Genomic DNA, 22,653 nt, shown 5'->3' on the forward strand with positions numbered 1-22,653 from the left:
GCATGATGATCCCCTTCAGAAAGAAAAACACCCTGTCAGCGTACCGCTCACAGGGTGGGGGTGACCATCTTATTAAGCGCACCGGAGTGCGCTTTTAGTCAGTCTGTCACAAGAATTATTTTGCCGGGGCCTGATCAACCTGAGACTTTTCCAGCTTACCGAGATCGACAGCAATATGGTCGGCTTCATCAAGGTAAGGATCCGGAGCAACATAATCTTTCGGCAGATCGTCGAGAGATTTCAGCGGCTTCTTGCCTTCACGCTTGAAGCGTTCATTCAGGCGATTAAGACGCAGTGCATCATCCTCTTTATCTTCTTTATCACGCTGGGCGTAATTCAGAGAGGCAATGTTACGTTTGTCTTTCAGCGCCTTGTAACGCGCGATATCTTGCTGGATGTACTGGAACTCAGGATTTTGCGCAATACGGGCTTCATGCATTTTCAGCAATTCAGGCAGGAACGGTTTCATGTCGCCTAATTTGGTGTAGGTTGCCGCATTAATACTATCCCACGGAAGTGCGTTATCTTCGAACTTCTCGCCGGTTTCAATCGATTCAATACCGGTTGGCATCAGGATATCCGGGGTAACCCCTTTACGCTGAGTACTGCCGCCATTGATGCGATAGAACTTCTGGATAGTGTATTGCACAGAACCGAGCGCAGGCCATTCAGGGCGCAGCATCTGGTCGTAAATACGGTTCAGTGAACGATACTGCTGAACCGTACCTTTACCGAAGGTCGGCTCACCGACAATCAACGCACGGCCATAATCCTGCATAGCGGCGGCGAAGATTTCTGATGCCGAAGCACTGAAGCGGTCAACCAGAACCACCAGCGGGCCTTTGTAGTAAACGACGCCATCAGTATCACTGTCCTGACGGATGCGACCATTATTATCGCGTACCTGAACCACCGGACCACTTGGGATAAACAGACCGGACAGCGAAACCGCTTCCGTCAGCGCCCCCCCTCCGTTGGTGCGCAGATCGATAACCAGGCTGTTAACGTTCTGCTTAGCCATTTTCTGCAACTGCACTTTGACGTCATCTGTCAGGCCAACATAGAAGCCAGGAATGTCCATCACAGCGACTTTTTGAGCGCCAACATTTTTGATGGTCATTTTGACGGCGCGATCTTCGAGACGAATCTTCTCGCGGGTCAGCGTAATCACATGGTTCTTGGCATTTTTACCCGCTGGCAAGATCTGCAAACGGACTTTGCTGCCTTTTGGCCCTTTGATTAACGCAACCACATCGTCGAGACGCCATCCGATCACATCAACGATCGGAGTCTGTTTTCCTGCCTGAACCTGACCGACACCCACAATACGGTCACCCACTGCAATGGCTTTACTTTTGGCCGCCGGGCCGCCAGCAACCATCGAATTGATGACTGTATAATCGTCGTCACCTTGCAAGACCGCACCAATACCTTCCAGAGACAGGCTCATTTCAGTATTAAATTGTTCAGTGCTGCGAGGCGATAAATAGTTGGTGTGCGGATCAATTTCGTGCGCGAAGGCATTCATGACCAGTTGGAAGACATCTTCGCTGTTGCTTTGCGTCAGACGCTTCATCGCAAAATGATAACGCTTAGACAATACATCGCGAATTTCCTGATCGTTCTTGCCGGTCAGTTTGAGGTTCAGCTCGTCATATTTGACTTTCGCATCCCACAATTTGTCCAGCTCAGCGCGGTCTTTCGGCCACGGTGATTTACTGCGATCAAGTTCAATGGTGTCGTTGCCCGTAAAATCCATCGGGCGCTCAAGCACTTTTAACGCATAGTCATAACGTTCAAAGCGGCGTTTCTGAGCCAGATTGAATAAGGCATAGGGGGTAGTTAACTGACCGGATTTCAGTTCCTCACCCAAGGTGGCACGTTTATCAGTAAATTGTGCGACATCGGAAGCCATTAATACGTTATGGCCATAATCGAGCATGTTGAGGTAACGGTCGAAGATTTTCGCTGAGAAATCTGCATTAAGGTCGAACTGACGATAATGTGAACGGGTAAAACGAGCAGTCACACGCTCGCTCACCGTTGCATCCTGCGGATCCTGCGTTAAATTAGGAAGTTGAGCGAGAGTCACCGGTGTACTCTCGTTCGCAGCAAAGCTGGTGTTCACCAGCCCGGCTCCTGCCATTAACAGACCCGCAATAACGCTTAATCTGACAAATTTGTTCATGCCTGAGTTGGCCTCCGTATCAGAACTGCAAATGTTCTGCGCGTACAATCATCGCCAGACCCGAAGAGAGTTGAACGCGAACACCGTCTTTGGCAATTTCCAATACGGTTGCATCCATCGCACTCTGACCTGCTCTGACTTTGATTTCCTGGCCAATTTGCAGTTTTGAAATGTCTGTTACTGGCACATGACGCGGTTCACGTTTTTCCTCACGCGGTGGGCGAGGTGTACGGGGTTTGCGATTTTCCTGGCCAGCCACAGCTGCGGGCGCATTTTCACGACGCGGCGCAGGTTTTTTAGCGGCCGGACGTGGACGACGTGGCTCAGCGGTTTCACCGGCTTCACGACGTTTAGCCTGTTGTTCCGCACGTTGTGCCTGAACACGGGCTTTCGCTTCTTCCAACTGTTTACGGGCATGTTCTACGTGCTGTTCTTCAAGAACGCCACATGAATTACCATCAAGATCAACACGTTCTGCACCGACTTTAACGCCGTACAGATAACGCCAGCTTGAGGTATACAGGCGCAGAGCAGAGCGTAACTGAGTTTTGCTCAGATTCTCTTCACCTTGCACGCGCGCGACCAAATCCGCAAAGATACCGATCTTTAATGGGCGTGCTTCGCCTTCGGCGGTAAAACAGAGCGGGAACCGCTCAGCCAAAAAGGCGATGACTTCTTTACTACTGTTCAACTTAGGTTGATTTTCCATGAAATTTCCTGATTACAACGGGTTTGCCAACCGGCGCAGGCATGAACAGGCGTCATTATAATGACGCCATTATTAAATGCCACGTTATCCGACGATCAACTTACGATCAGATTGACATATTTTTCAGCATCGCAGCTTTCGAGATGCTGGCAAAGCCCGCTGACTAACTCTGTCAGCCCCAGTTCATCCGCTTCATCGAAGCGTTGATAAACGGTGCTATCAATGTCTAATACGCCGATCACTGTGCCATTAACGGCCACTGGCAGAACAATTTCGGCATTACTTGCTGCATCACAGGCGATATGCCCGGGGAAGGCATGAACATCGCCCACACGCTGTACAGCATTTTCCGCTACTGCGGTACCGCAGACGCCTTTTCCTACCGGAATACGCACGCAGGCAATTTTACCCTGGAATGGCCCCAGCACGAGTGTTGTGCCGTCCAGCAGATAAAAACCTACCCAGTTGACGCCATCAAGACGTTCAAAAAGTAAGGCACTTGCGTTCGACAGAGTAGCAATAAAATTGTTTTCTCCGGCGATCAACGCGTTCAAATCACGTTTTAATTCCGTGTAGAATGCTTCTTTATTCATGTAGTAACCAATAATGACCTAAGGGCACTGAGCCGTTCTGTTGTGCTTAACCCCTATAAAATAAGCATTAAATGCCCATGTGAACAAGGTTAATCCTGTGTGACATCAAAAAGACTCGCCTACAATAACTGTTTGCCGACCGCATAATACGTTATTTTGTCAAAAAAACCTGGCTGATCTTGGCCTGATGGCCTCGTCTGCCCCCCAACGGGGATGCGTAATTGTAACAACAGGTATTCTTTACTATTCCAGGTACTATGAAAATAAACACAATATCAGTCCAGTTACCGCATGTTCGCTACCAGCGGTGCCATGAATGCGATTACCTTTTCTCGCTTCCGGCGCTGAAACGGACGCAAACTGCACATTGCCCGCGCTGTAACGCCAAAGTGGAAAAAGGCAAAGTTTGCTCCCTTCCCCGGCTGATCACTATGGCCATCAGCATTTTGCTGCTGATGCCTTTCGCTTATACCGAACCACTGATCAGCATCCGTCTGCTTGGCACGCGTATCGACGCCAGCCTGCTTGAAGGCATCTGGCAGATGTCGCGTCAGGGCGATCCGGTCACGGCAAGTATGGTCGCGTTTTGCACCATCGGTGCGCCGCTGACACTCGCTGTTTCAATTCTTTATCTGCATTTTGGCAGCAAGCTGGGGATGAATCTCAAACCTGTATTGCTGATGCTTGACCGCCTGAAAGACTGGGTGATGTTGGATATTTATTTGATTGGCATGGCGGTCGCCAGCATCAAGGTCAAAGAATATGCGGATATCAATGCCGGAGTTGCACTGGCCGCGTATCTGATGATGACTGTGATGGTCACAATGACGATGATTAATCTTAATATTGAGCAGCTGTGGGAGGAGTTTTATCCGCAGCGCAGGCCAAAGGGCGTACCGTCTTCACTGCGTTTGTGCATCGCCTGTAAATTTACCGGATTACCGGATGAACGCGGGCGCTGTCCACGCTGTCATGTTCCCATGCAACAACGCTACAAACACAGTCTGCAAAAAACCTGGGCGGCGTTGATTGCGGCCATGATGTTTTTAATCCCGGCCAATTTGCTGCCGATTTCCATCATTTACGCCAACGGGCAGCAACTGAAGGACACTATTTTCTCCGGTGTCGTTTCGCTTGCCACTTCAGGGAATATCCCGATTGCCGCAATTGTGTTTATTGCCAGCGTACTGGTGCCTTTTACTAAAGTGATTGTGATGCTGACACTGTTACTCAGCATCCATTTTAAAGCGATTCAGGGACTGAAAACGCGCATCCGTTTACTGCGACTGGTCACCTGGATAGGACGCTGGTCGATGCTGGATTTGTTTGTTATTTCATTAATGATGTCGCTGGTAAACCGTGACCAGCTTTTGTCTTTTACTATGGGTCCGGCCGCCTTTTACTTTGGCTCTGCCGTAATTCTGACCATTCTTGCCGTTGAATGGCTTGATAGCCGCTTGATTTGGGATGCACATGCAACAGGAAACGCCGAATACACCGACTGAAGCACGGATAAAACACAGGCGCCGGATTTCGCCTTTCTGGCTTCTGCCGTTTATTGCTTTACTGATCGCCGGATGGCTGATTTACAGCAACTATCAGGAGCGTGGAAATACTGTCACGATCGATTTCCAGTCAGCAGCGGGTATCGTTGCGGGCCGTACTCCTGTGCGTTATCAGGGGGTTGAGGTTGGGACAGTAGAGTCCATCAGTCTGACCAAAGATCTGCGTACCATTCAGGTAAAAGTCAGTATCAAAAGCGATTTGTCTGACGCCCTGCGCGAAGGCACACAGTTCTGGCTGGTGACGCCAAAAGCCTCACTGGCCGGGGTTTCCGGCCTTGATGCGCTGGTGGGCGGTAACTATATCGGTATGATGCCCGGACCCGGCAAAGAGAAAGATCATTTCGTCGCGCTCGATACCCAGCCTAAATTCCGCCTGAATACCGGTGAGCTGATGATTCACCTGCATTCAAAAGATCTGGGCTCACTGAGCACCGGCTCCCTGGTGTATTACCGCAAAATCCCTATCGGGAAAGTTTACGATTACGACATTGAAAGTGGTAATGACGGCGTCACGATTGATTTGCTGATCGACAAGCGTTTTGCCGGTCTGGTGAAAGACAACACGCGCTTCTGGAACGTATCCGGTTTTAAAGGCGACTTCAGCCTGAGTGGCGCGAAAGTGCAAATGGAAAGTCTGGCCGCGCTGGTTAACGGAGCCATTTCAATGGATTCGCCAAATGATGGTAATCCGGCCAAAGCAGACCAGTCTTACGTGCTGTATCCGGATCTGGCGCAGAGCCAGCGTGGGGTTGAAATCAATCTCGATTTGCCGAACGGCAACGGCTTGTCAGAAGGACAGACACCGCTGATGTATCAGGGGTTGCAGGTCGGTACCCTGACCAAAGTCACTTTGCAACCCGACAATAAAGTTACCGGTAAACTCACTGTCGACCCTTCGGTAATCGACATGATGCGTACCGGGACGCGTATCGAAATGAACAGCCCGAAAATTAGTTTGAACAACGCTAACATCAGTCAGTTACTGACGGGTAATACGCTGGAACTGATCCCGGGCGATGGGGAAGCGCAAAAGCATTTCGTGGTGCTTGACAGTAACCAGCGCCTGCTTCAGAACCCCGGTACCGTCAAGATTCAGCTGATTGCGCCGCAAAGCTATGGAATTGATGCGGGGCAGCCGATCAAGCTTTACGGTATCAACGTCGGCTCGGTGATTGACCGCACGCTGACTGATGAAGGCATCCTGTTTAATGCCGCGATCAAGCCGGAATATAAAAATCTGCTGCACAAAGACAGCAAGTTTGTGGTCAACAGCCGCGTGGATGTGAAGCTGGGTATTGATGGCATGGAAGTGTTGGGTGCCAGCGCACAGGAATGGGTCGATGGGGGTATCCGCCTCATTCCTGGCAGTAAAGGTGAACCCGTTCAGAAATACCCGCTTTACAGCAACGCGGAAAAAGCCGCTGAAGGTATTCAGGGAGATCAGCCAGGTGCCACACTGACATTGACGGCGAAAACCCTGCCAGATATTCAGGCAGGATCAGTGGTGCTTTACCGTAAATTCCAGGTCGGGCAGATTGTGAATGTTCGCCCGAAAGCGAACGAGTTTGAAGTGGATGTATATATTCAGCCGCAATACCGCAATCTTCTGTCTGAGAAAAGCATTTTCTGGGCTGAAGGTGGTGCCAAAGTGCAGCTCAATGGCAGCGGTCTGACCGTTCAGGCCTCGCCGCTGGATCGTGCGCTGAAAGGCGCCATCAGCTTTGATAATCTTGAAGGTGTCTCCACCAGTAAAGGCGTGAAACGGGTTCTGTATGATTCAGAAACCGCGGCCCGCGCTGTCGGCAGCCAGATAACGCTGAACACTTATGATGCCAGTAAGCTTTCTGCTGGCATGCCAATACGCTATCTGGGCATCACAATTGGTCAGGTCGAATCACTGAAGCTCGATCCGCAGCTCAATCAGGTTTCGGCCAAAGCCGTGTTATATCCGGAATTTGTGAACGACTTCGCCCGTCGCGGTTCGCGCTTCTCGATTGTTTCTCCGGAAATTTCAGCCGGTGGTGTCAGTAATCTGGAAACCCTGCTCCAGCCTTATATCAACGTTGAAGCAGGCAAAGGCGTTCCGGCGCGTAATTTCGACCTGCAGGAATCTACCATTACCGATTCCCGCTACACCGACGGTCTTGGCATTGTTGTTGACGCAGCAGAAGTCGGTTCATTGCAAATCGGCACGCCAGTGTTGTTCCGTGGCATTGAAGTAGGTACGGTCTCGGGCTTCTACCTTGGCGCGATGGCCGACCGGGTAAACGTGACGTTGAGGATCAGTAAGAAATACCAGTATCTGGTGCGCGAAAACTCGGTGTTCTGGCTGGCATCCGGTTATGACCTTCAATTCGGTCTGACCGGCGGCGTGTTCAAAAGCGGCACATTCCAGCAGTTTATCCGTGGCGGTATCGCTTTTGCGACCCCACCGACAACGCCGCTGGCGCCGAAAGCCAGCAATGGCAACCATTTCCTGCTCAATCCGGAAGCGCCAAAAGACTGGCAGAAATGGGGAACGGCAATCCCCAAAAATTAACCAATATGATTTTCATCAAGGCCACCTTCGGGTGGCCTTTTCGTTTCCTGGTTACGACTGAAGCCCCTCCCTGCGCAGGTAAATATGCTAAACTCCGCGGCTGAAAACTTATTCAGTTCTGGAACCGCACTCTTGTCAAAGCTCACCACTGCCAGCAGTTTTGCTGATAAATTACCCGCCGCTTTTCTGGAAGCCACTCGTGCAATCATGCCTGCCAGCCTGAGCATGGAGGATTTTATCGCTGCCTGTCAGCGCCCTCTTCGCCCCAGCCTGCGGGTCAACACCCTCAAAATCAGCGTGGAAGATTTCCTTACACTGGCCGGCAGTTATCAGTGGGATTTAGAGCCTGTGCCGTGGTGCACCGAAGGTTTCTGGATCAACCGCCATGCCCTGGATGAATCGCGTTTAGGCAATGCGTTGTCTCATCTTGCGGGGTTGTTTTATATTCAGGAAGCCAGCTCAATGCTGCCGGTCACTGCGTTATTTGCTGATGGCACTCAGCCGACGCTGGTGATGGATGTCGCCGCCGCACCGGGTTCAAAAACCACGCAGATTGCGGCGCTGATGGAAAATCAGGGCGGCATCGTTGCCAATGAATATTCCGCAAGCCGGGTAAAAGTTCTGCACGCCAATATCAGCCGCTGCGGTGTCAGCAATACAGCGCTCACCCACTTTGACGGGCGCGTATTTGGCGCCGCATTGCCGGAAACTTTCGATGCTGTTCTGCTGGATGCCCCCTGCTCGGGCGAAGGCGTTATCCGTAAAGATCCTGATGCCATGAGCAACTGGTCTGAAAACAGCGTGTCAGAAATTGCCGCCACGCAGCGTGAACTGATCGACAGCGCTTTTCATGCGCTGAAACCAGGCGGTGTACTGGTTTATTCAACCTGCACCCTTAATGCGCAGGAAAACCAGCAGGTCTGCCAGTGGCTGCTCGAGACTTATGCTGATGCGGTGGAAAGTGAATCGCTGGCAGACTTATTCCCGGGTGCGCGGAAAGCGGTGACGCAGGAAGGCTATCTGCACGTATTCCCTCAGGTTTATGACAGTGAAGGTTTCTTCGTCGCGCGTTTTCGCAAAACGGACTCCGTACCGCGCTTGCCTGTTCCGGGATACAAAGTCGGTCGTTTCCCTTTCTCTCCGCTTTCCCGTCAGGACAGCGCAGAAATTATCAAAGCTGCCGGTCAGTCCGGACTGTTATGGCACGAAAAACAATATACGTTGTGGCAACGCGACAAAGAGATCTGGATATTCCCGGCAGTTCTGGAACCGCTGTTTGGGAAAGTACGCTTTTCGCGTATTGGTATCAGGCTGGCTGAACGCTTTCCGAAAGGCTTCCGCTGGCAACACGAAGCCGTGGTGGCATTCAGCGATACTGAAACTAAAAACCGTTTTGAAATTGACGACGAACTGGCGCAAAGCTGGTTCCGGGGCGTCGATATTTATCCGCAAACTGCCCCACCGGCAGATGAATGTCTGGTGACATGGCTCGGCCAGCCGTTGGGATTAGCGAAACGAATCGGAAGCCGGATTAAAAATAGTTTGCCGCGTGAGCTGGTCAGGGATGGCGCGGTTCGTCCGCAGACCTTATCGAACGATTAATTAATTTAAACTTTTTGCAAACTTCTGTGCCATAAGATCATCGTGATGGCGCAGAATATTCTACCTAATCATTATCTTTAACGATTAAAAACTCATCCTGACAAGCATTTTGGCGAATTCTGTACAACGTCGTGTTTAGGTGAAATAGGGGTGACAAAGTGTATGGAACCCTTACTTAGGCAACATTTTATGCCGAATATAGTAGATAATTATTTATATTATCAAGAAAGATTTATTGAATTATAAGTAGGAATAATCCTACCGTGACATGTATTATTGCCATCAAGATAACATTGCTAGTGATATATCATTTTCAGATATAAATCTTAATGCCTGATGTTGAGTAAAGACCTGCCAGTCGGAGAAGTGTCATGTCGGATGAAATGAAACTCGAATCAGCAGATGGGCTGCTATTACAGCAAATGGCCAGCCTGCGGGATATCATCGATAACAATTCTGACTGGATCTGGGAAGTCGATACGCAGGGGCGTTATGTTTTCTCTTCCAATAAATGCATCGAGTTTCTCGGTGTTCCACCTGAAAAAGTATTAGGCAAAACGCCTTTTGACTTCATGCCACCTGATGAAGCCAAACGGGTTGGCGAGCAGTTTGCTGCTATCGTCGAACGACGCGCGCCATTCGGCGGTTTGCTGAACCGTAATATTCGCCCTGACGGGACGGAAGTCATTCTTGAAACCAGCGGTGTTCCGCTGTTTGACAACGAAGGTAATTTCCGGGGTTATCGGGGGATCGATCGTAACCTGACCAGCCTTGATCAGGCTCCGGGTCAGCGCCTCTTCCAGCTTGAAACCATTTATTCCAATGCGCCGGTCGGCCTGTGTTTTATCGACCTGCAAATGCGCTACGTCACCGTAAACGATGCCATGGCGAATATTATCGGTTTACAACCTTACGAAGCGATTGGTCGTAAAGTCGGCGTGTTTCTGCCCGGTCTTTCTCCGTTGCTCAATAATGCACTTGAACTTGCGAAGCGGAATGAAACCACGCCGGACCGCGAATTTTCCGTTCCCGGTAAGAATCAGGTTTTCTTTGTACGTATCAAAGCCGCCTGTGATACGCAGAATCAGCTTAATGGCCTTTCCGTCGCGATGACCGACATTACCAGCCTCAAACGTATGGAAAGAGCACTGCGTGAAAGCCAGGAGCATTACCGCAATATGGTTGAGCTGAACCCGCAAATCCCGTGGACAGCCGATCCGCGCGGTCTGCTCAACGACGTCAGCTCGCGCTTCCAGCGGATTACCGGCATGACGCGACAGGATATTCTGGCAGATAAGTGGATCCAGAGTATGCATGTGGAAGACCGTCGTGCTGCCGTACAAACCTGGGAACATTGCCTGAAGACCGGCGCCCCCCTGGATATTGAAGTTCGTTTCTGCCACGTAGACCGCGGCTGGAACTGGATGCGTATTCGTGCCGCAGCGAGCTATGCCGCTGACGGCTCCATTCAGCGCTGGTATGGCACCGCCGAAGATGTGCATGAACGTAAGTTGCTGGAACTGAAACTGGTCAAAGCTAACCGCCGTCTGGAAATTCAGGCGCGCACGGACTCGCTGACCAAATTGCCGAACCGCCGTGAATTTAAAAAAGTGCTCAGCCATGAATATATGCGTGCCAAGCGTAACCGCACGCCACTGACCGTGGTGATGATCGACATCGATTACTTCAAACATTTTAACGATCACTACGGCCATCTTTCCGGTGACGCCTGTCTGCGTCTGGTCGCCCGTACATTACGAAAATCACTCAAACGCAGCACCGATGTCGTGACACGTTTTGGCGGCGAAGAATTTGCTGCGATTCTGCCGGATACGGATTTGAAAGGGGCGTGGATTGTGGCGCAGCATATTATGGAATCCATTGAAGTGCTGGGCATCAAACACAGCTTCAGTGAATTTAATCGCGTCACCATTAGCCAGGGGATTGCGACCTATATGCCAGATCAGGATCCGGACATTGAGGATCAGTCGGATATTGTGAGTGCCGCTGATGAAGCGTTGTACCTCTCAAAAAACAACGGTCGCAATCAGATTAATGCCATGCCCGTCTCGGTAAGATTCAATAAACTTTAATCCTCTGTACAGTCAGTCGTGCGCTATCTGCCGCGCGGCTGGTTCACCTTCCCCTCATCTTTTTTTTACCTGTTTTATGCAGCAGTAAAATTCAGGTGGCACTTTTTGTGCTGTCGTCTATCCTCATATAAGGGCGACCAACTGGTCATACCTGATGTTGTTGAAATTACTCGCGTCACTCTGGCAAGGGGTACCTGATGGGAAAATCGAGCATAAGAATTGGTAGCTACGAAATTGACGATGCGCATCTCTCAACGCCTGAAGCAAAAGGCGGCGATAAAGTGCACATCCCGTGCAAATCAGATCCTGATTTGTGTATGCAACTTGATGCCTGGGATGATCACACCAGTGTCCCGGCAGTGGTCGATGGTCGTCACTCTGTGTTGTACAAGGAGAAGTATGACGAACAGAAAGATGAGTGGATAATGCGACTGGAGTGATACAGCATGGCGAACGGGATGATGTTCGCCATGCCGCTTGCGTTCACTCAGCGTTTTCAACCAACGAAATACCCCGTCCGGCAAAAAAGCGGGCGAAGACTTTCACCGGTAACGTGACATCCTGTTGTGTGGAAATATCATGACCGGAAGGATTATGAAAGGTCACAAACTCCCTGTCGGCACGCGTCACCAGCACCAGATGCCCGCCTTTACGCGGCGGAACAGTCTCCGGAATACGAACCGACGGATGCACCGAGGCAATGAAGAACCGGTGATCTACCATTTGCGCAGCAATATCCTCTGCAGCAATTCCCACTTTAACTACTGCGGTCATCCCCAACTCCTGGCGAACATACTCAACAAAAGGTGCATAAATCAACCCCTTAATGTTGTCGCCATCACGAACATACGCGCCATATGGCAGACTGCGCTGAGTCAGATTAAGAACAGGCACCACTTTTCCGGAAACCGCCGCCAGCACCATTTTCAGGCAACACATCCCACAAACATGGTTTGCCCACTCAATAAATTCCTGCTGGGTTGATGCGCCAGACTGGGCCCATAGTTTGATATCAGTCAGTTCGAGTTCACCGGCAATAATTCCGGCAGCACAGTCAGGGTCTTCCCACTGGCTGAAATAAGGTATTCCTGAAAGGGTTGTAAAAGCGCGTTGATTTACTGAATTCACTGACATGACATATTCCTGAACGGCAGATCGACAACATCAGGTTGATCATATCGCTGGCTGGCGAGATTTAAGGCCTGATTTTCCTTATCAGGCCCCTCAGATATTTAGAACTTTTCTATCATCCGGAACTTCATCAGTAACAATGGCATAGTGGGTTCAAACATCTCGTACTCTTCGAAGAAACGCTGATGCTCAGCGCGCCAGTAAGCCAGCGTGCGGTCACCTTCACCTTCTTCCCAGGCATGTTGCTCTGTCACCTGATCAAAAGGAACTTGTTTCACTTCGGTCAGTTGTACGGCACACACCGGATTATTGCGACCATCGACCACCACAAAGATTTCGCCAGGTTCTGGTTCCGGGTCATCATCCAGGTTTGAACAGGTGGCGGTTTTTGTGCCTGCAATAACACGTTTAGCCAGTTCGTCTGCTGACGACTCGGTATCACCAAACGACCAGCGCTCTGCATCCCTGTATTTAAGTGGGATCTGCGGAATCATAATTTATCCTTTCAATTGAGATAGTTCACTACTATGACAGTTAAACATTAGCACAAAAAAACCCGCCGTAGCGGGTTTTAAAAGCCAGAAATGCGTTCTACGGTTTGCAGTTATCCGGCATCGCTACCGGCCACTGTCTTGCGCTGCCAGCGCCGTATAAAACGGCAATGCCGCATTCCTTATCGATCCTTGCAAGCGGTTTACCCGTTTTATCAATCATCATTGACATCGCAGGCGTTGAAACGACGGCAACGCCGCTGTCAAACGGTGAGACGGCACTGAATAGCGGTGCAATGGCAAAGTTACCCTGTACATCGACAAACCCGTAATTATTGTTCGTTTTGGCGAATGCCAGGCCATCCACAGGCAAACCTAAGTCGGCATAAGCAATGCCCTCAGCTTGTTTCCCCTGGCCGTTTATCCAGGTTTTCATGCCGTCTGCGCGTGTCAGTACAGCATGATCATTCACCATCAGGCTGGCATTCCCCTGTACCGTCAGTACTAATTTACCGGTGTTGTCGACATAACGGGTCGCTGGCGTACCATCCTGCGGGTCGTTAGAGACAGACCACGTGCTGGCTGACGGCATTGTCCACCTGCCCTCAGGCATAGCCGCAACCCGCACACCTTCATCATCGATCAGCTCATACCCTGCCGGCGTCGAACGCAAAGCACGGCCCTGCACAAAAGCAGAACTTTGGGCTTCCGCTACGGGCTGAATTTGCCATTCTCCTTGCGCAGAAAGATAACCTTCCTGCGGCTTACGGGATAATTTTACCCAATCGCCCAGCGCGCTAATACGGGTTTGCTGTTCGTGCAGTTCAATGTTGCCTTGGGGATCCAAAAGCCAGGACTGCCCTGCGACAGAGGTGGCAAGAATGCGTCCATCACTGAACTGAGTGACTGATAACCCCGCCGTTGCTGCGACTCTCGCTTTCGCATCATTGCCAATGATTTCAGCAATCACACTGGATTCGGCTTGGTCAGGAGCGGCCGGTTGCGTCAGCAGCCAGAGCGCAGAATTAATACGTTTTGCTTTAGCATACTTCGCTTCAACAATGATTTTACCCTGACCGTCCACAATGCCCCATAAGCCTCCCGGCGCTCTGAACGCCGCCAGACCATCGGCGTAGTCACCCACATCCTGATAAGAGGGCTGAACAACCGTTTTCTGTGTGTTGACATCAAAGATGCCCCACAGCGCGCCTTCGGCAGCGGTTTCGCGAAAACGGAACCAGCCGTTACCCACAGACTCAATCTCGAATACGTTGGGCAAATCATAATGCTTACCCGCGTGATCCAGTGCGGTCAGCTTGCCGTCCAGATAATCAAGCGCGTAGCCATGAACAAAGGGCGAAATATTGTCTTCGGTCAGCGGGATAACAATTTTCCCCTGAGCATCGACAACACCGGTTCCCTCAGCCGTTCTGACAATAAACTGTTCGATATTACCGTCTGCGTCAGCAGATTGAATATCCTGCCATTTGCTGTCGAGCTGAAGTGAACCATCCGGGCGCAGGAAACCGGCACCGTTTTTACCGCTTCCGGATTCAGGACGAATCAGTGCGAGTGGCGATTGTGCAGAAGTAACATCATTTCTGACATAGAGAGGTTCAATCCGGCTGCCATCAAGGGCGCTGCTATTCTTCTGATTCAGTAACGCCTTTCCTGATGCATCAACAATATTGACGACATCACCCTGGTCGTTGCGCAGCCATAAACGGTGGTTGATCACTTCTGCGCTGGTAATTTGCGCCAGCCAGCCCACATTCTGTGAGCCTCCGATGATGCCGCCAGAAGGTGCAACAATCGCGTTAACCTTTTTCGGGTCACCTTTGGTAGTGATCAGATATTCACCCGTACTGTGCTCCCAGGGCTCACTGCCCGCAGGCAACAAAAGAGGTTGTTTACGTCCCGGTACATACAATGTAAGAGCGTCTTTGGTGACGGGATTCAACACGTAATCACCGGAGACACGAAGCGAAGAGGCCTCGGCTTCGCTAAAGGTGGCGATAACCACTGCGGAATTATCAAGTAATTTGATCCCTTCAGGGGTTTTTGCCAGCCAGAAAGCGCCAGTTTCTTCACTGACCGACAAGTACTTCTGTTCGTCCGGCACACCGTCGGTGCGAATTAAGGTAATTCCTTCCGCATTTTTCGCCAGGGCAACAGAAGAGTTTTGCGGATCAAGGGTGATTGCGCTGTATTGCGGCAGAACGCGCCAGGTAAGATTGCCATCAATGATGCCGTAACCTTTGCTGGCATCAAAAGCGATAAAGAGATCTTTCGGGCCAAACGGTTCAACCACTTCCATTTTGTCGGTAGCCACATGACGGACACCATCAGGGGAAAGCAGAACGCTGTTAAACGTCAGACTCAGGCGGGCCGGAATGCCGTCACTCAGAGTGGCGTCATCCACTAATTCATCCAGCGCTTTACCGACCTGGGCACCTTTGTGGTCAATAATTTGTGGTTTACCTCCCGCCGTCACCACGGCCAACCCGGATTCGGTAAAGGGCTGGACGCGATCAAAGGCCGGCGGAATCATCCAGTTTCCTGTCAGATCGATGAATCCCCACTTGCCCTGTTGCATGGCAGCGGCGGCACCAAAATGATAGTCACCGACTTTTTCAAAAACAGGTTTAATGACCAGTTGCCCCTGATTGTCTAAAAAGCCCCAACGCTCGCCATTTGCATCTGCAGCAGGCAAAAGCACTGCTGCACGGCCTTCATGGACATCACGGATACATAAATTCTGAACCACAGGCAATGCATTATGCCTTTGTGCATCCGCCTGCGCCGCAGATAACGGCGCAAAGCAACTGTCGGGCTCTGCCGCGATTGCAGCGGATGTCAGCGTCAATAAGGCCAGTGTACTGCTGGTATTCAGAGCACAACGGAGTGCATTTCTTAGCCTTGAAGGTTTGCTGACAATCATTAATTACCTCCGGTACCGCATGCAGGAGCCTTGGCTGGCCAGAGATAAGCCCCCTTAGCATCCACAATGACACGCTGATTACAGCGCACCTGAATTTTCGCCTGAACAGCGCCATCACCGTTTAGCAAACTGACCACACCTTTACCCCCTGCCCAGGCATGTTTCTCGCTGAAATCATTTGCCCAATCGAACTTAGGCAAAATAGCGAAACGCCCTGTGGTATTGATGTAACCTAGCAAATTGCCATAGGTCGATTTCTTCATGGCGGTAGCAAAATTATTGCTCATTGCACCAACCTGATCAAAGTAAGAACCGATCAGTTTCTTGCCTTGCTGATCAACAAAACCATACAGGCCCTTGCTATCACGCAGAGGGATGACGCCAGAATTGGCTTTATCCGCCTGCAGGCTGTCGAGTCCGGCGAAGCGCTGAATCTCATTGCCGTCGTTGTCATACAACACAGTTTCGCCTGTAAGATCGTCATTCATGACCAACCGCGCCATCGAGTTCAATGCCTGGGCCTGTTCAAAACCGTCTAACGGAACCGCGCCATGATCATTAATCAATGTGACGCGGCCATCACTGACCGCGCGGCTCAGATTAAGAGGCGGGATGAAATTGAATTCAGCGGTATAAAGTGGTGGGACTTGCCAGTCGCCCTGACTGTTAATCGCCCCAAAATGAGGGGAAAAACTGAGCATAACCCAGTCGCCATCAACAGAACTTGAAGATGCAGTAATTGCCTTGCTGACAGGGAAACGCCCTGCGCTGTCGAGCAATGCAACACCACCTTCGGAAGGTTGAACCAGCCAGTGGTTGCGGCCCACAGGCTGCGGCCTTGAGAGCAAATCTGTGGCTAAAGCCTGACCGTTTTCAGCGCTGTAGAGGCTGTAATGGCTGGCAAGCGCACCACGCTCACCGGGCTGATCGTTATCAGAAAGCGTAAAAGCACCCTGCCCGATATACTGGAATTTACCGCTACGGCCCGCATCAGGCGCAATCGCCCAAGTGCCGTCGGTTCTGATCACGCCCCAGCCCGTATCTGTCTGCGCCAGGGCATAACCGTCATTGAAGGAATCAATCTGGATAAACTGAGGTGCAGCTTTATTGCTTTTACTCGCGATGTCCCATAAACCCCAGCGTTGGGCATCTTTTTCGCCCCCGGTATAAAACAGCAGTCCGGATGACAAACGCTGAGCGCTTTGCTGAATATTTGCCGGAACGTCTATCGCGTTACCGCTGCGATCAATAAGGTGCTTAACGTCTGTATTGCCAGCGTTGTCAGTGGCCCAGGTATAGTCGCCGTTAAACGGGGTGATTTGCGTAAAGACTGGCTGGATAACCCATTTCCCTGCCGCATCGATCGCGCCAACTTTTTTGTTTTCAGTATGGATGATCAACGGAGCCTGAGAAGCCTCTCCTTCAATCGATGCCCACTGAGGATCGGAAAGCACATTCCCCTGGGAGGTGAGGATTGCCGGAGGTTTTGTCGCATCAACAGGCGTCAGAACTGCCCATGGCAGGCTTTGTGCCGTATCTGTGGTTGCTTGCGCCAAAGCATTGATGTCATCGATCATCGGCGTCGTGGCCAATGGTCTTAACTGATAGTCTTTCAGCGCTGTCAGCGTGGCGTCATTAAGAAGTGCTACGCCGTTATTGTCATAGATCTGCGCGACCTGAGGCGTTTTCCCCTCAGTTTGCATCACCCAAAGACGGTTGCCCTGTTGCAGAACTTGCGGCTTATTCACTTTCAGCGAAGCAACCTGATTATCAGCACCGATAATCACAATGCCTTTACTGCCCGTTCCCAGCGTAGCTTTACCCCAGGCGAGGATGTTTTCAGATTGATCTGCAGGAATATCCTGCACTTTTTCCAGCTTACTGTTGAGCAACTGTTTGCTGCTATCCGCAGCTGTAACCAGCCAGCTACCTGAAGCCAGCGGACGTACAGATTTATATTGCTCTTTATTTAACGAAACACCCTGCCGGTCAACGAACATCCAGACGTTTTTGGTTTTCACCGCAACGACATCACCACTAAATTGCGGCTCGTCGCGGGTTTTCAGGATCATCGGGTCAATCGCCCAGTCACCATTTTCGTCGAGATATCCCCAGTAACCGTCTTGCGCAGAATCACGCTTTTTAGCTGGAATAAGCCCGGACTGAGGCAAATCCAGTGCAATGACATCATCAGGCAGAGAAAGGGAACGATTTGTGGAGGCATTCCACAAGGCAGGCGAAACTTGCGTTTGCACACTTGCCAATGCCTGACCGCGCACAAATCCCTGGTTGTCGAGAGAAACGGCAAACGGCAGCGTTTTTATCACTGCACCTTTGCGATCAATCAGTACCAGACGGTTATCGGTCACGACCAGCGCGGTGCCTTGTGCATTGAAATCGGTTGCCCGCGTAAATTTAGGTTCAATAACCCAGTGGCCTTTCTTATCGATATAGCCGAATTTATCGCCTTTTTTCGCAGCAGCCAGGTCGTTCACAAAACCCCGGGCTTCACTGAAATCAGGCTTGATCACCATATGCCCGGTGGTATCCACGTACCCCCACAACGGTTCGCGGGATAACCCGACCTGCACAGGGGAAAGCCCTTGCTGGAAAGGCAACTGGCAATCCTTGGCCGTTTTTGCATTGCTACACGCCCGTAACAGTGCGTCATCCGCATGTACCGGCAGGCTAAAAAAAGCATTCAGAACCAGGGATAACGCACTGAAGTTTCTGACATATTTGAATTTTTCGGAGCAATTCATCCGATGCCCTTATAACTGGATAAAATTAGAAAGTGTAGCGCCCGCATTTTTTTCATCACCCGCAGAATGGGCGCGTGAGACGGTAAAAAAACCGATAATAATCAATTTAAAGCGAACGCACATGCCATACGTCTATAGGGTGTCAGCTTGTGAAAGAAAAAGCAGCTATTTTATTACTCTGTAACGAATGAATACATATTATCAATTCCCGGAAAGAGACGCCCTGTGTGTTACCGCTCACCTGCATTACTCACCCGCCGATAACCTGACAGCAACATTCCAACCTCCTTACTAGAAATTAGATCATTTTCATTTACATGTGTTTGAGTGGCTAACAATTAATCTTCGGAAGATTATTACAACTCTTGATTAAGGTCATTATTTCCCCCTCTTTTGTCTGGTTTTATAGATTCCAGAGCGTTGTGTGACCAATATCACTCCCGGTCCGGGTGGCGTCAAACCTGGCAGTGTTCGGTTACAGCGTATTTCAGGTGTTTTATCTTATTGGGGGAAGTCATGCCTATCGTTCGAGCCAGATTGAGTCTGTTTGGTGGCGACACCGTCGTCATACGTTGTTCAGAAAAATGTCACATTCATCTGATGTGTGAAAATGATGTTGAGCGAAAAGGACGTCACTCAGGTTTCGGCGATATTTTGACGGTTAATGATCAAAATACGGCTTATGTGGGGATCCCTTATAAAGGTATCTGGAATGTTCTTATCGATTCCCAGTGTGACTCACTGGAGCACTCAATAAGTTATATGCCCGCCTGAAACCCGCTATTACCTCCTCGATTCTGCTGCTTTATCTGAGACCTTTATCAGGCGGATGGAAAACCATTTGCCTGATATTTCATGAATTACCAGTCAGCCCGGTCTGCATCACAACGGTACAGTTAACCGCTGACACCATCCAGCTGCAAAATGTTGAATTGCGTAACGTCGCGGAAAAAACTTTAGTCTGTCACATCAATTACATACCGTTATTGAATTGAACATTCCATAATTTTCAAAAGTCCTTTTTTTGCCTGATTTATGTATTGCCAGTCCGGATTTCACATTGCATTCTGTCAAAGGTAATGACATGGCACCGGTCATATTGGCCGGATTTCTTTCAGGCAAAAAACAGATCCTTATAATGAATAATAAATCACTTTGCACCATCGCTGACGTAGCGGATCTCGTTCCGCAATTGCGCCAGGTTCGCCAACACCTGCACCAACACCCTGAACTTTCCAATGAAGAATCTGCAACCGCAGCACTGGTCGCTGAAAAACTCGAATCTCTAGGCTATCAGGTGACCACCGCCGTGGGCGGATACGGCGTCGTCGGCTCAATGAAGCATGGAAACGGGTCACGTAGCATTGGCATCCGCGCAGATATGGATGCCCTGCCCATCACCGAACGAACAGACTTGAGCTACTCCAGCCAGTTTCCTGGAAAAATGCATGCCTGCGGCCACGACGGCCATACGACGATGTTGCTGGGTGCCGCTGAACAGCTTGCACGCAGCAAAAACTTTTCCGGCACCGTGCATCTTATTTTCCAGCCCGCTGAAGAAATTGGGTTTAACAGCGGTGCGGAGCGCATGCTGGCCGAACAGTTGTTTGAACGATTCCCCTGTGATGCCGTCTACGGGCTGCATAATCATCCCGGCTATCCGGTCGGCAAAATGATGTTCCGTTCTGGCCCGTTTATGGCAGCCTGCGACACGGTCAACATCACTATTCATGGTAAAGGCGGACATGCAGCCCGCCCGCATATGACCGTAGATCCTATACTGGTTGCCAGCAGTCTGGTCATCGCCCTGCAGTCTGTTATTTCGCGCAATATCGACCCTAATGACACAGCGGTTGTCACCATCGGTTCATTACATTCAGGGCATGCGGCGAATGTCATCCCTGAAACTGCACGCCTTGAAATGAGTGTTCGCTCCTTCGATCCCGAAGTCCGCAAAACGCTAGAGCAACGTATCCGCACTCTGGCGGAGAATCACGCTGCCGGTTACGGCGCCCGCGCTGAAATTGAATATGTTCCCGGATATCCGGTGCTGGTGAATCACGATCAGGAAACAGCATTTGCTGTGGAAGTGGCAAAAGAACTGCTGGGTGAAGAAAACGTGGTCGATAATCTTCCGCCTATTTCTGGCAGTGAAGACTTTGCGTATTTCCTGCAGCAGAAGCCCGGCTGCTTCCTGCGTCTGGGTAACGGAGACAGCGCGGTGCTGCATAATCCGGCCTACAACTTTAATGATGAAAGCCTGAGCTTTGGCACCGCCTACTGGACGCGTCTGGTGGAGCGCTATTTAGTCGATTAACGGCAAAAACCGAACCAGCGCATGCCGAGGTGGAAGTGATTGGCATGCGCTGCGTTGTATTCCGGCCCGATGGAATTGCCAAAATACGCGCAGCTCTCTGAAAATAATGTCCGCACATACTCCCCTTCTGCGCCGGGCTGAGGCCATTGTTTCAGCACCGTAAGATGGCGCCCGTCAGCCAGTGAGAAACCGGCAATATCCAGCGCTTGCGCCGTAGCGTGTTCGCTTAGCCGGGCGTCGGGCTTGTTATAGACGTTCCTGCAGGCATAACTGCCCAGATGATCAATACGCACCAGCGGCGAACCTAATTCCCGAGTGGCCAGCGGTTTCGCCACCTGCGCGACAAACATTGCGCTGCTCAGTGCAAGGCGACAGCTCGCCAGATAACTCGAACTCAATGAAACATCACCAAATCCGCGAACGCGCACAGAATGAGTCAGCGGACATTTCCCGCCCATATTTCCGGCGCTGTTAAACTCAATCATCCCCTCTTGCTGAGCCCGTTCAAGCACAGCCAGACATTCCTGAGGATTGTTATCCAGCTTCCTTAATTTGTAGCGGGTGATCAGATTCGGCGGGTCATTAATAGTTATCGGTGTGAAAGGATTATATTCAGAAGGCACATGACGGCTTATCCACGGGCCACTGAACCAGGCGATGCCAATAATCACAATGAAGCTAACCCAATATCGCATAGTGTTCCTTTAGCACCACTTAGGTTTAGCAGTACATTGTTTTTCACGCGGAATATTTTGAGTATAGCGCCTGAGTAAATAGTGATCTGACGGGGTTACAAGTCGGGAAATAAACTTACTTAGCTTTGACATAAATAGACATTGAGTTTGTTACTTTTATATCCGAAGACGATGTTTCTTCTCCTGTGTCCACTGTGAACTGTCCTTCATAGTGTGTAAGACCCTCGCATTACCCCTTTCAGCCCGCCCCGAGCGGGCTTTTTTTTATCGGCTATCTCGCGCGTAAGTCATGAGTGACGCAGCAAAAGATGCTAAGTCGCGCCACCCGACACCCTGAAAACCTTACTTATGCGTAAAGTCGATCACCATTCTGCCTTTAATTTTGCCTTGTTCCATTTCCTGGAAGATCGCATTGATATCGCCCAGCGGACGCTTTGTAACTTTCGGCACCACTTTACCTTCAGCGGCAAACTGGAAAGCCTCAGCCAGATCTTCACGGGTACCAACCAGTGAACCGACGACCTGAATGCCGTCAAGCACCAGACGAGGAATATTCAGGCTCATGGATTCCGGCGGTAAACCCACGGCGACAATACGACCGCCAGCGCGCATCGCATCCACTGCGGAGTTAAAAGCGGATTTCGCCGTTGCTGTTACCACCGCAGCATGAGCGCCACCGACTTTCTCCTGAATAATTTTTGCTGCATCGTCTTTCCGCATATTAATGGTCAGGTCAGCACCCATGTCGGCGGCAAACTCCAGTTGCTGATCATTAACATCAATACCGATCCCTTCATGCCCGAGGATGACACCGGTTTTGTCACCGAAATCACCGTTTTTGACATGCAAATCCGTATGACATACACCACAGCACTCCATTTCCAAAAGTGCCTCACCATGTTCCAGGTCACGCAGAGTCTTCTCCACGACGTCCACAGAGTGGTCTTTATTCACAACAGCAGCTTTCATTTTCCTTTCCTTATCGTTGTGGCGGAACCTCAAAGTTACAACGCTATTTATCTGGCTG

The 22,653-nt window shown here is 50.5% G+C and carries 16 protein-coding genes; 7 read left to right on the forward strand and 9 right to left on the reverse strand.

Features of this window, described 5'->3' with window-relative positions; genetic code table 11:
- Window positions 1–115: 115 nt before the first annotated feature.
- The 3 genes from prc to msrC form a co-directional block, all read right to left on the reverse strand.
- Window positions 116–2,188 (reverse strand): carboxy terminal-processing peptidase, encoded by a 2,073-nt coding sequence (gene prc, locus HGO41_RS21640; protein WP_013576150.1) that lies wholly within the window; start codon window positions 2,186–2,188, stop codon window positions 116–118.
- A 19-nt stretch (window positions 2,189–2,207) separates the two neighbouring features.
- On the reverse strand, window positions 2,208–2,897 hold the full coding sequence (gene proQ / locus HGO41_RS21645; protein WP_013576151.1) for an RNA chaperone ProQ: 690 nt from the start codon (window positions 2,895–2,897) through the stop codon (window positions 2,208–2,210).
- Between the two features lie 95 nt (window positions 2,898–2,992).
- Window positions 2,993–3,490, reverse strand: coding sequence for a free L-methionine (R)-S-oxide reductase MsrC (msrC, locus tag HGO41_RS21650; protein WP_013576152.1), 498 nt, complete (start codon window positions 3,488–3,490; stop codon window positions 2,993–2,995).
- 257 nt (window positions 3,491–3,747) lie between these two features.
- On the opposite strand from msrC, the gene yebS reads away from it, so the two are divergent.
- From yebS to HGO41_RS21675, 5 genes are all read left to right on the forward strand, one after another.
- Window positions 3,748–4,995 (forward strand): membrane integrity lipid transport subunit YebS, encoded by a 1,248-nt coding sequence (yebS, locus tag HGO41_RS21655; RefSeq protein WP_153376250.1) that lies wholly within the window; start codon window positions 3,748–3,750, stop codon window positions 4,993–4,995.
- Entirely contained in the window at window positions 4,964–7,594 is a 2,631-nt protein-coding gene (locus HGO41_RS21660) for a PqiB family protein (protein WP_013576154.1), read from the forward strand. The genes yebS and HGO41_RS21660 overlap by 32 nt, the downstream gene beginning before the upstream one ends.
- 84 nt (window positions 7,595–7,678) lie before the next feature.
- On the forward strand, window positions 7,679–9,196 hold the full coding sequence (rsmF, locus tag HGO41_RS21665) for a 16S rRNA (cytosine(1407)-C(5))-methyltransferase RsmF (RefSeq protein WP_285427267.1): 1,518 nt from the start codon (window positions 7,679–7,681) through the stop codon (window positions 9,194–9,196).
- A gap of 371 nt (window positions 9,197–9,567) precedes the next feature.
- Window positions 9,568–11,289 carry a sensor domain-containing diguanylate cyclase gene (locus tag HGO41_RS21670; protein WP_013576156.1) on the forward strand — a complete coding sequence of 574 codons (1,722 nt, stop codon included), beginning with the start codon at window positions 9,568–9,570 and terminating at the stop codon, window positions 11,287–11,289.
- Between the two features lie 197 nt (window positions 11,290–11,486).
- Entirely contained in the window at window positions 11,487–11,729 is a 243-nt protein-coding gene (locus tag HGO41_RS21675) for a YebV family protein (protein WP_013576157.1), read from the forward strand.
- A 43-nt stretch (window positions 11,730–11,772) separates the two neighbouring features.
- Here the strand turns inward: HGO41_RS21675 and HGO41_RS21680 are convergent, their stop codons facing one another.
- The 4 genes from HGO41_RS21680 to HGO41_RS21695 form a co-directional block, all read right to left on the reverse strand.
- Window positions 11,773–12,423, reverse strand: coding sequence for a hypothetical protein (locus HGO41_RS21680; protein WP_250981397.1), 651 nt, complete (start codon window positions 12,421–12,423; stop codon window positions 11,773–11,775).
- Between the two features lie 98 nt (window positions 12,424–12,521).
- Window positions 12,522–12,914, reverse strand: coding sequence for an ASCH domain-containing protein (locus HGO41_RS21685; protein WP_013576159.1), 393 nt, complete (start codon window positions 12,912–12,914; stop codon window positions 12,522–12,524).
- A 97-nt stretch (window positions 12,915–13,011) separates the two neighbouring features.
- Window positions 13,012–15,852, reverse strand: coding sequence for a WG repeat-containing protein (locus tag HGO41_RS21690; protein ID WP_250981398.1), 2,841 nt, complete (start codon window positions 15,850–15,852; stop codon window positions 13,012–13,014).
- On the reverse strand, window positions 15,852–18,614 hold the full coding sequence (locus HGO41_RS21695) for a WG repeat-containing protein (RefSeq protein WP_250981399.1): 2,763 nt from the start codon (window positions 18,612–18,614) through the stop codon (window positions 15,852–15,854). The genes HGO41_RS21690 and HGO41_RS21695 overlap by 1 nt, the downstream gene beginning before the upstream one ends.
- Before the next feature lie 516 nt (window positions 18,615–19,130).
- Here HGO41_RS21695 and HGO41_RS21700 point away from each other — a divergent pair.
- Entirely contained in the window at window positions 19,131–19,388 is a 258-nt protein-coding gene (locus HGO41_RS21700) for a DUF1883 domain-containing protein (protein WP_013576162.1), read from the forward strand.
- Window positions 19,389–19,752: 364 nt separating this feature from the next.
- A complete protein-coding gene (locus HGO41_RS21705; RefSeq protein ID WP_015690175.1) occupies window positions 19,753–20,931 on the forward strand; it encodes a M20 aminoacylase family protein in 1,179 nt (392 codons plus the stop codon).
- Here HGO41_RS21705 and HGO41_RS21710 read toward each other — a convergent pair.
- Window positions 20,928–21,626: an extensin-like domain-containing protein gene (locus tag HGO41_RS21710; RefSeq protein WP_250981400.1), complete on the reverse strand. Its 699-nt coding sequence runs from the start codon at window positions 21,624–21,626 to the stop codon at window positions 20,928–20,930. The genes HGO41_RS21705 and HGO41_RS21710 overlap by 4 nt on opposite strands.
- A 342-nt stretch (window positions 21,627–21,968) precedes the next feature.
- Window positions 21,969–22,595 carry a zinc-binding dehydrogenase gene (locus HGO41_RS21715; RefSeq protein ID WP_013576165.1) on the reverse strand — a complete coding sequence of 209 codons (627 nt, stop codon included), beginning with the start codon at window positions 22,593–22,595 and terminating at the stop codon, window positions 21,969–21,971.
- Between the last annotated feature and the right edge of the window lie 58 nt (window positions 22,596–22,653).

It is taken from the genome of Rahnella sp. CG8, assembly GCF_023701875.1.
Lineage (GTDB): Bacteria > Pseudomonadota > Gammaproteobacteria > Enterobacterales > Enterobacteriaceae > Rahnella > Rahnella aceris.

Bases quoted from the DNA above. Each gene is read 5' to 3' on its own strand.
- proQ (WP_013576151.1), bottom strand. From the start codon at position 2,897: ATGGAAAATCAACCTAAGTTGAACAGTAGTAAAGAAGTCATCGCCTTT.
- msrC (WP_013576152.1), bottom strand. From the start codon at position 3,490: ATGAATAAAGAAGCATTCTACACGGAATTAAAACGTGATTTGAACGCG.
- HGO41_RS21680 (WP_250981397.1), bottom strand. From the start codon at position 12,423: ATGTCAGTGAATTCAGTAAATCAACGCGCTTTTACAACCCTTTCAGGA.
- HGO41_RS21710 (WP_250981400.1), bottom strand. From the start codon at position 21,626: ATGCGATATTGGGTTAGCTTCATTGTGATTATTGGCATCGCCTGGTTC.
- HGO41_RS21700 (WP_013576162.1), top strand. From the start codon at position 19,131: ATGCCTATCGTTCGAGCCAGATTGAGTCTGTTTGGTGGCGACACCGTC.
- HGO41_RS21695 (WP_250981399.1), bottom strand. From the start codon at position 18,614: ATGAATTGCTCCGAAAAATTCAAATATGTCAGAAACTTCAGTGCGTTA.
- HGO41_RS21660 (WP_013576154.1), top strand. From the start codon at position 4,964: ATGCAACAGGAAACGCCGAATACACCGACTGAAGCACGGATAAAACAC.
- HGO41_RS21670 (WP_013576156.1), top strand. From the start codon at position 9,568: ATGTCGGATGAAATGAAACTCGAATCAGCAGATGGGCTGCTATTACAG.
- yebS (WP_153376250.1), top strand. From the start codon at position 3,748: ATGAAAATAAACACAATATCAGTCCAGTTACCGCATGTTCGCTACCAG.
- prc (WP_013576150.1), bottom strand. From the start codon at position 2,188: ATGAACAAATTTGTCAGATTAAGCGTTATTGCGGGTCTGTTAATGGCA.
- HGO41_RS21705 (WP_015690175.1), top strand. From the start codon at position 19,753: ATGAATAATAAATCACTTTGCACCATCGCTGACGTAGCGGATCTCGTT.
- HGO41_RS21690 (WP_250981398.1), bottom strand. From the start codon at position 15,852: ATGATTGTCAGCAAACCTTCAAGGCTAAGAAATGCACTCCGTTGTGCT.
- HGO41_RS21715 (WP_013576165.1), bottom strand. From the start codon at position 22,595: ATGAAAGCTGCTGTTGTGAATAAAGACCACTCTGTGGACGTCGTGGAG.
- HGO41_RS21685 (WP_013576159.1), bottom strand. From the start codon at position 12,914: ATGATTCCGCAGATCCCACTTAAATACAGGGATGCAGAGCGCTGGTCG.
- HGO41_RS21675 (WP_013576157.1), top strand. From the start codon at position 11,487: ATGGGAAAATCGAGCATAAGAATTGGTAGCTACGAAATTGACGATGCG.
- rsmF (WP_285427267.1), top strand. From the start codon at position 7,679: ATGCTAAACTCCGCGGCTGAAAACTTATTCAGTTCTGGAACCGCACTC.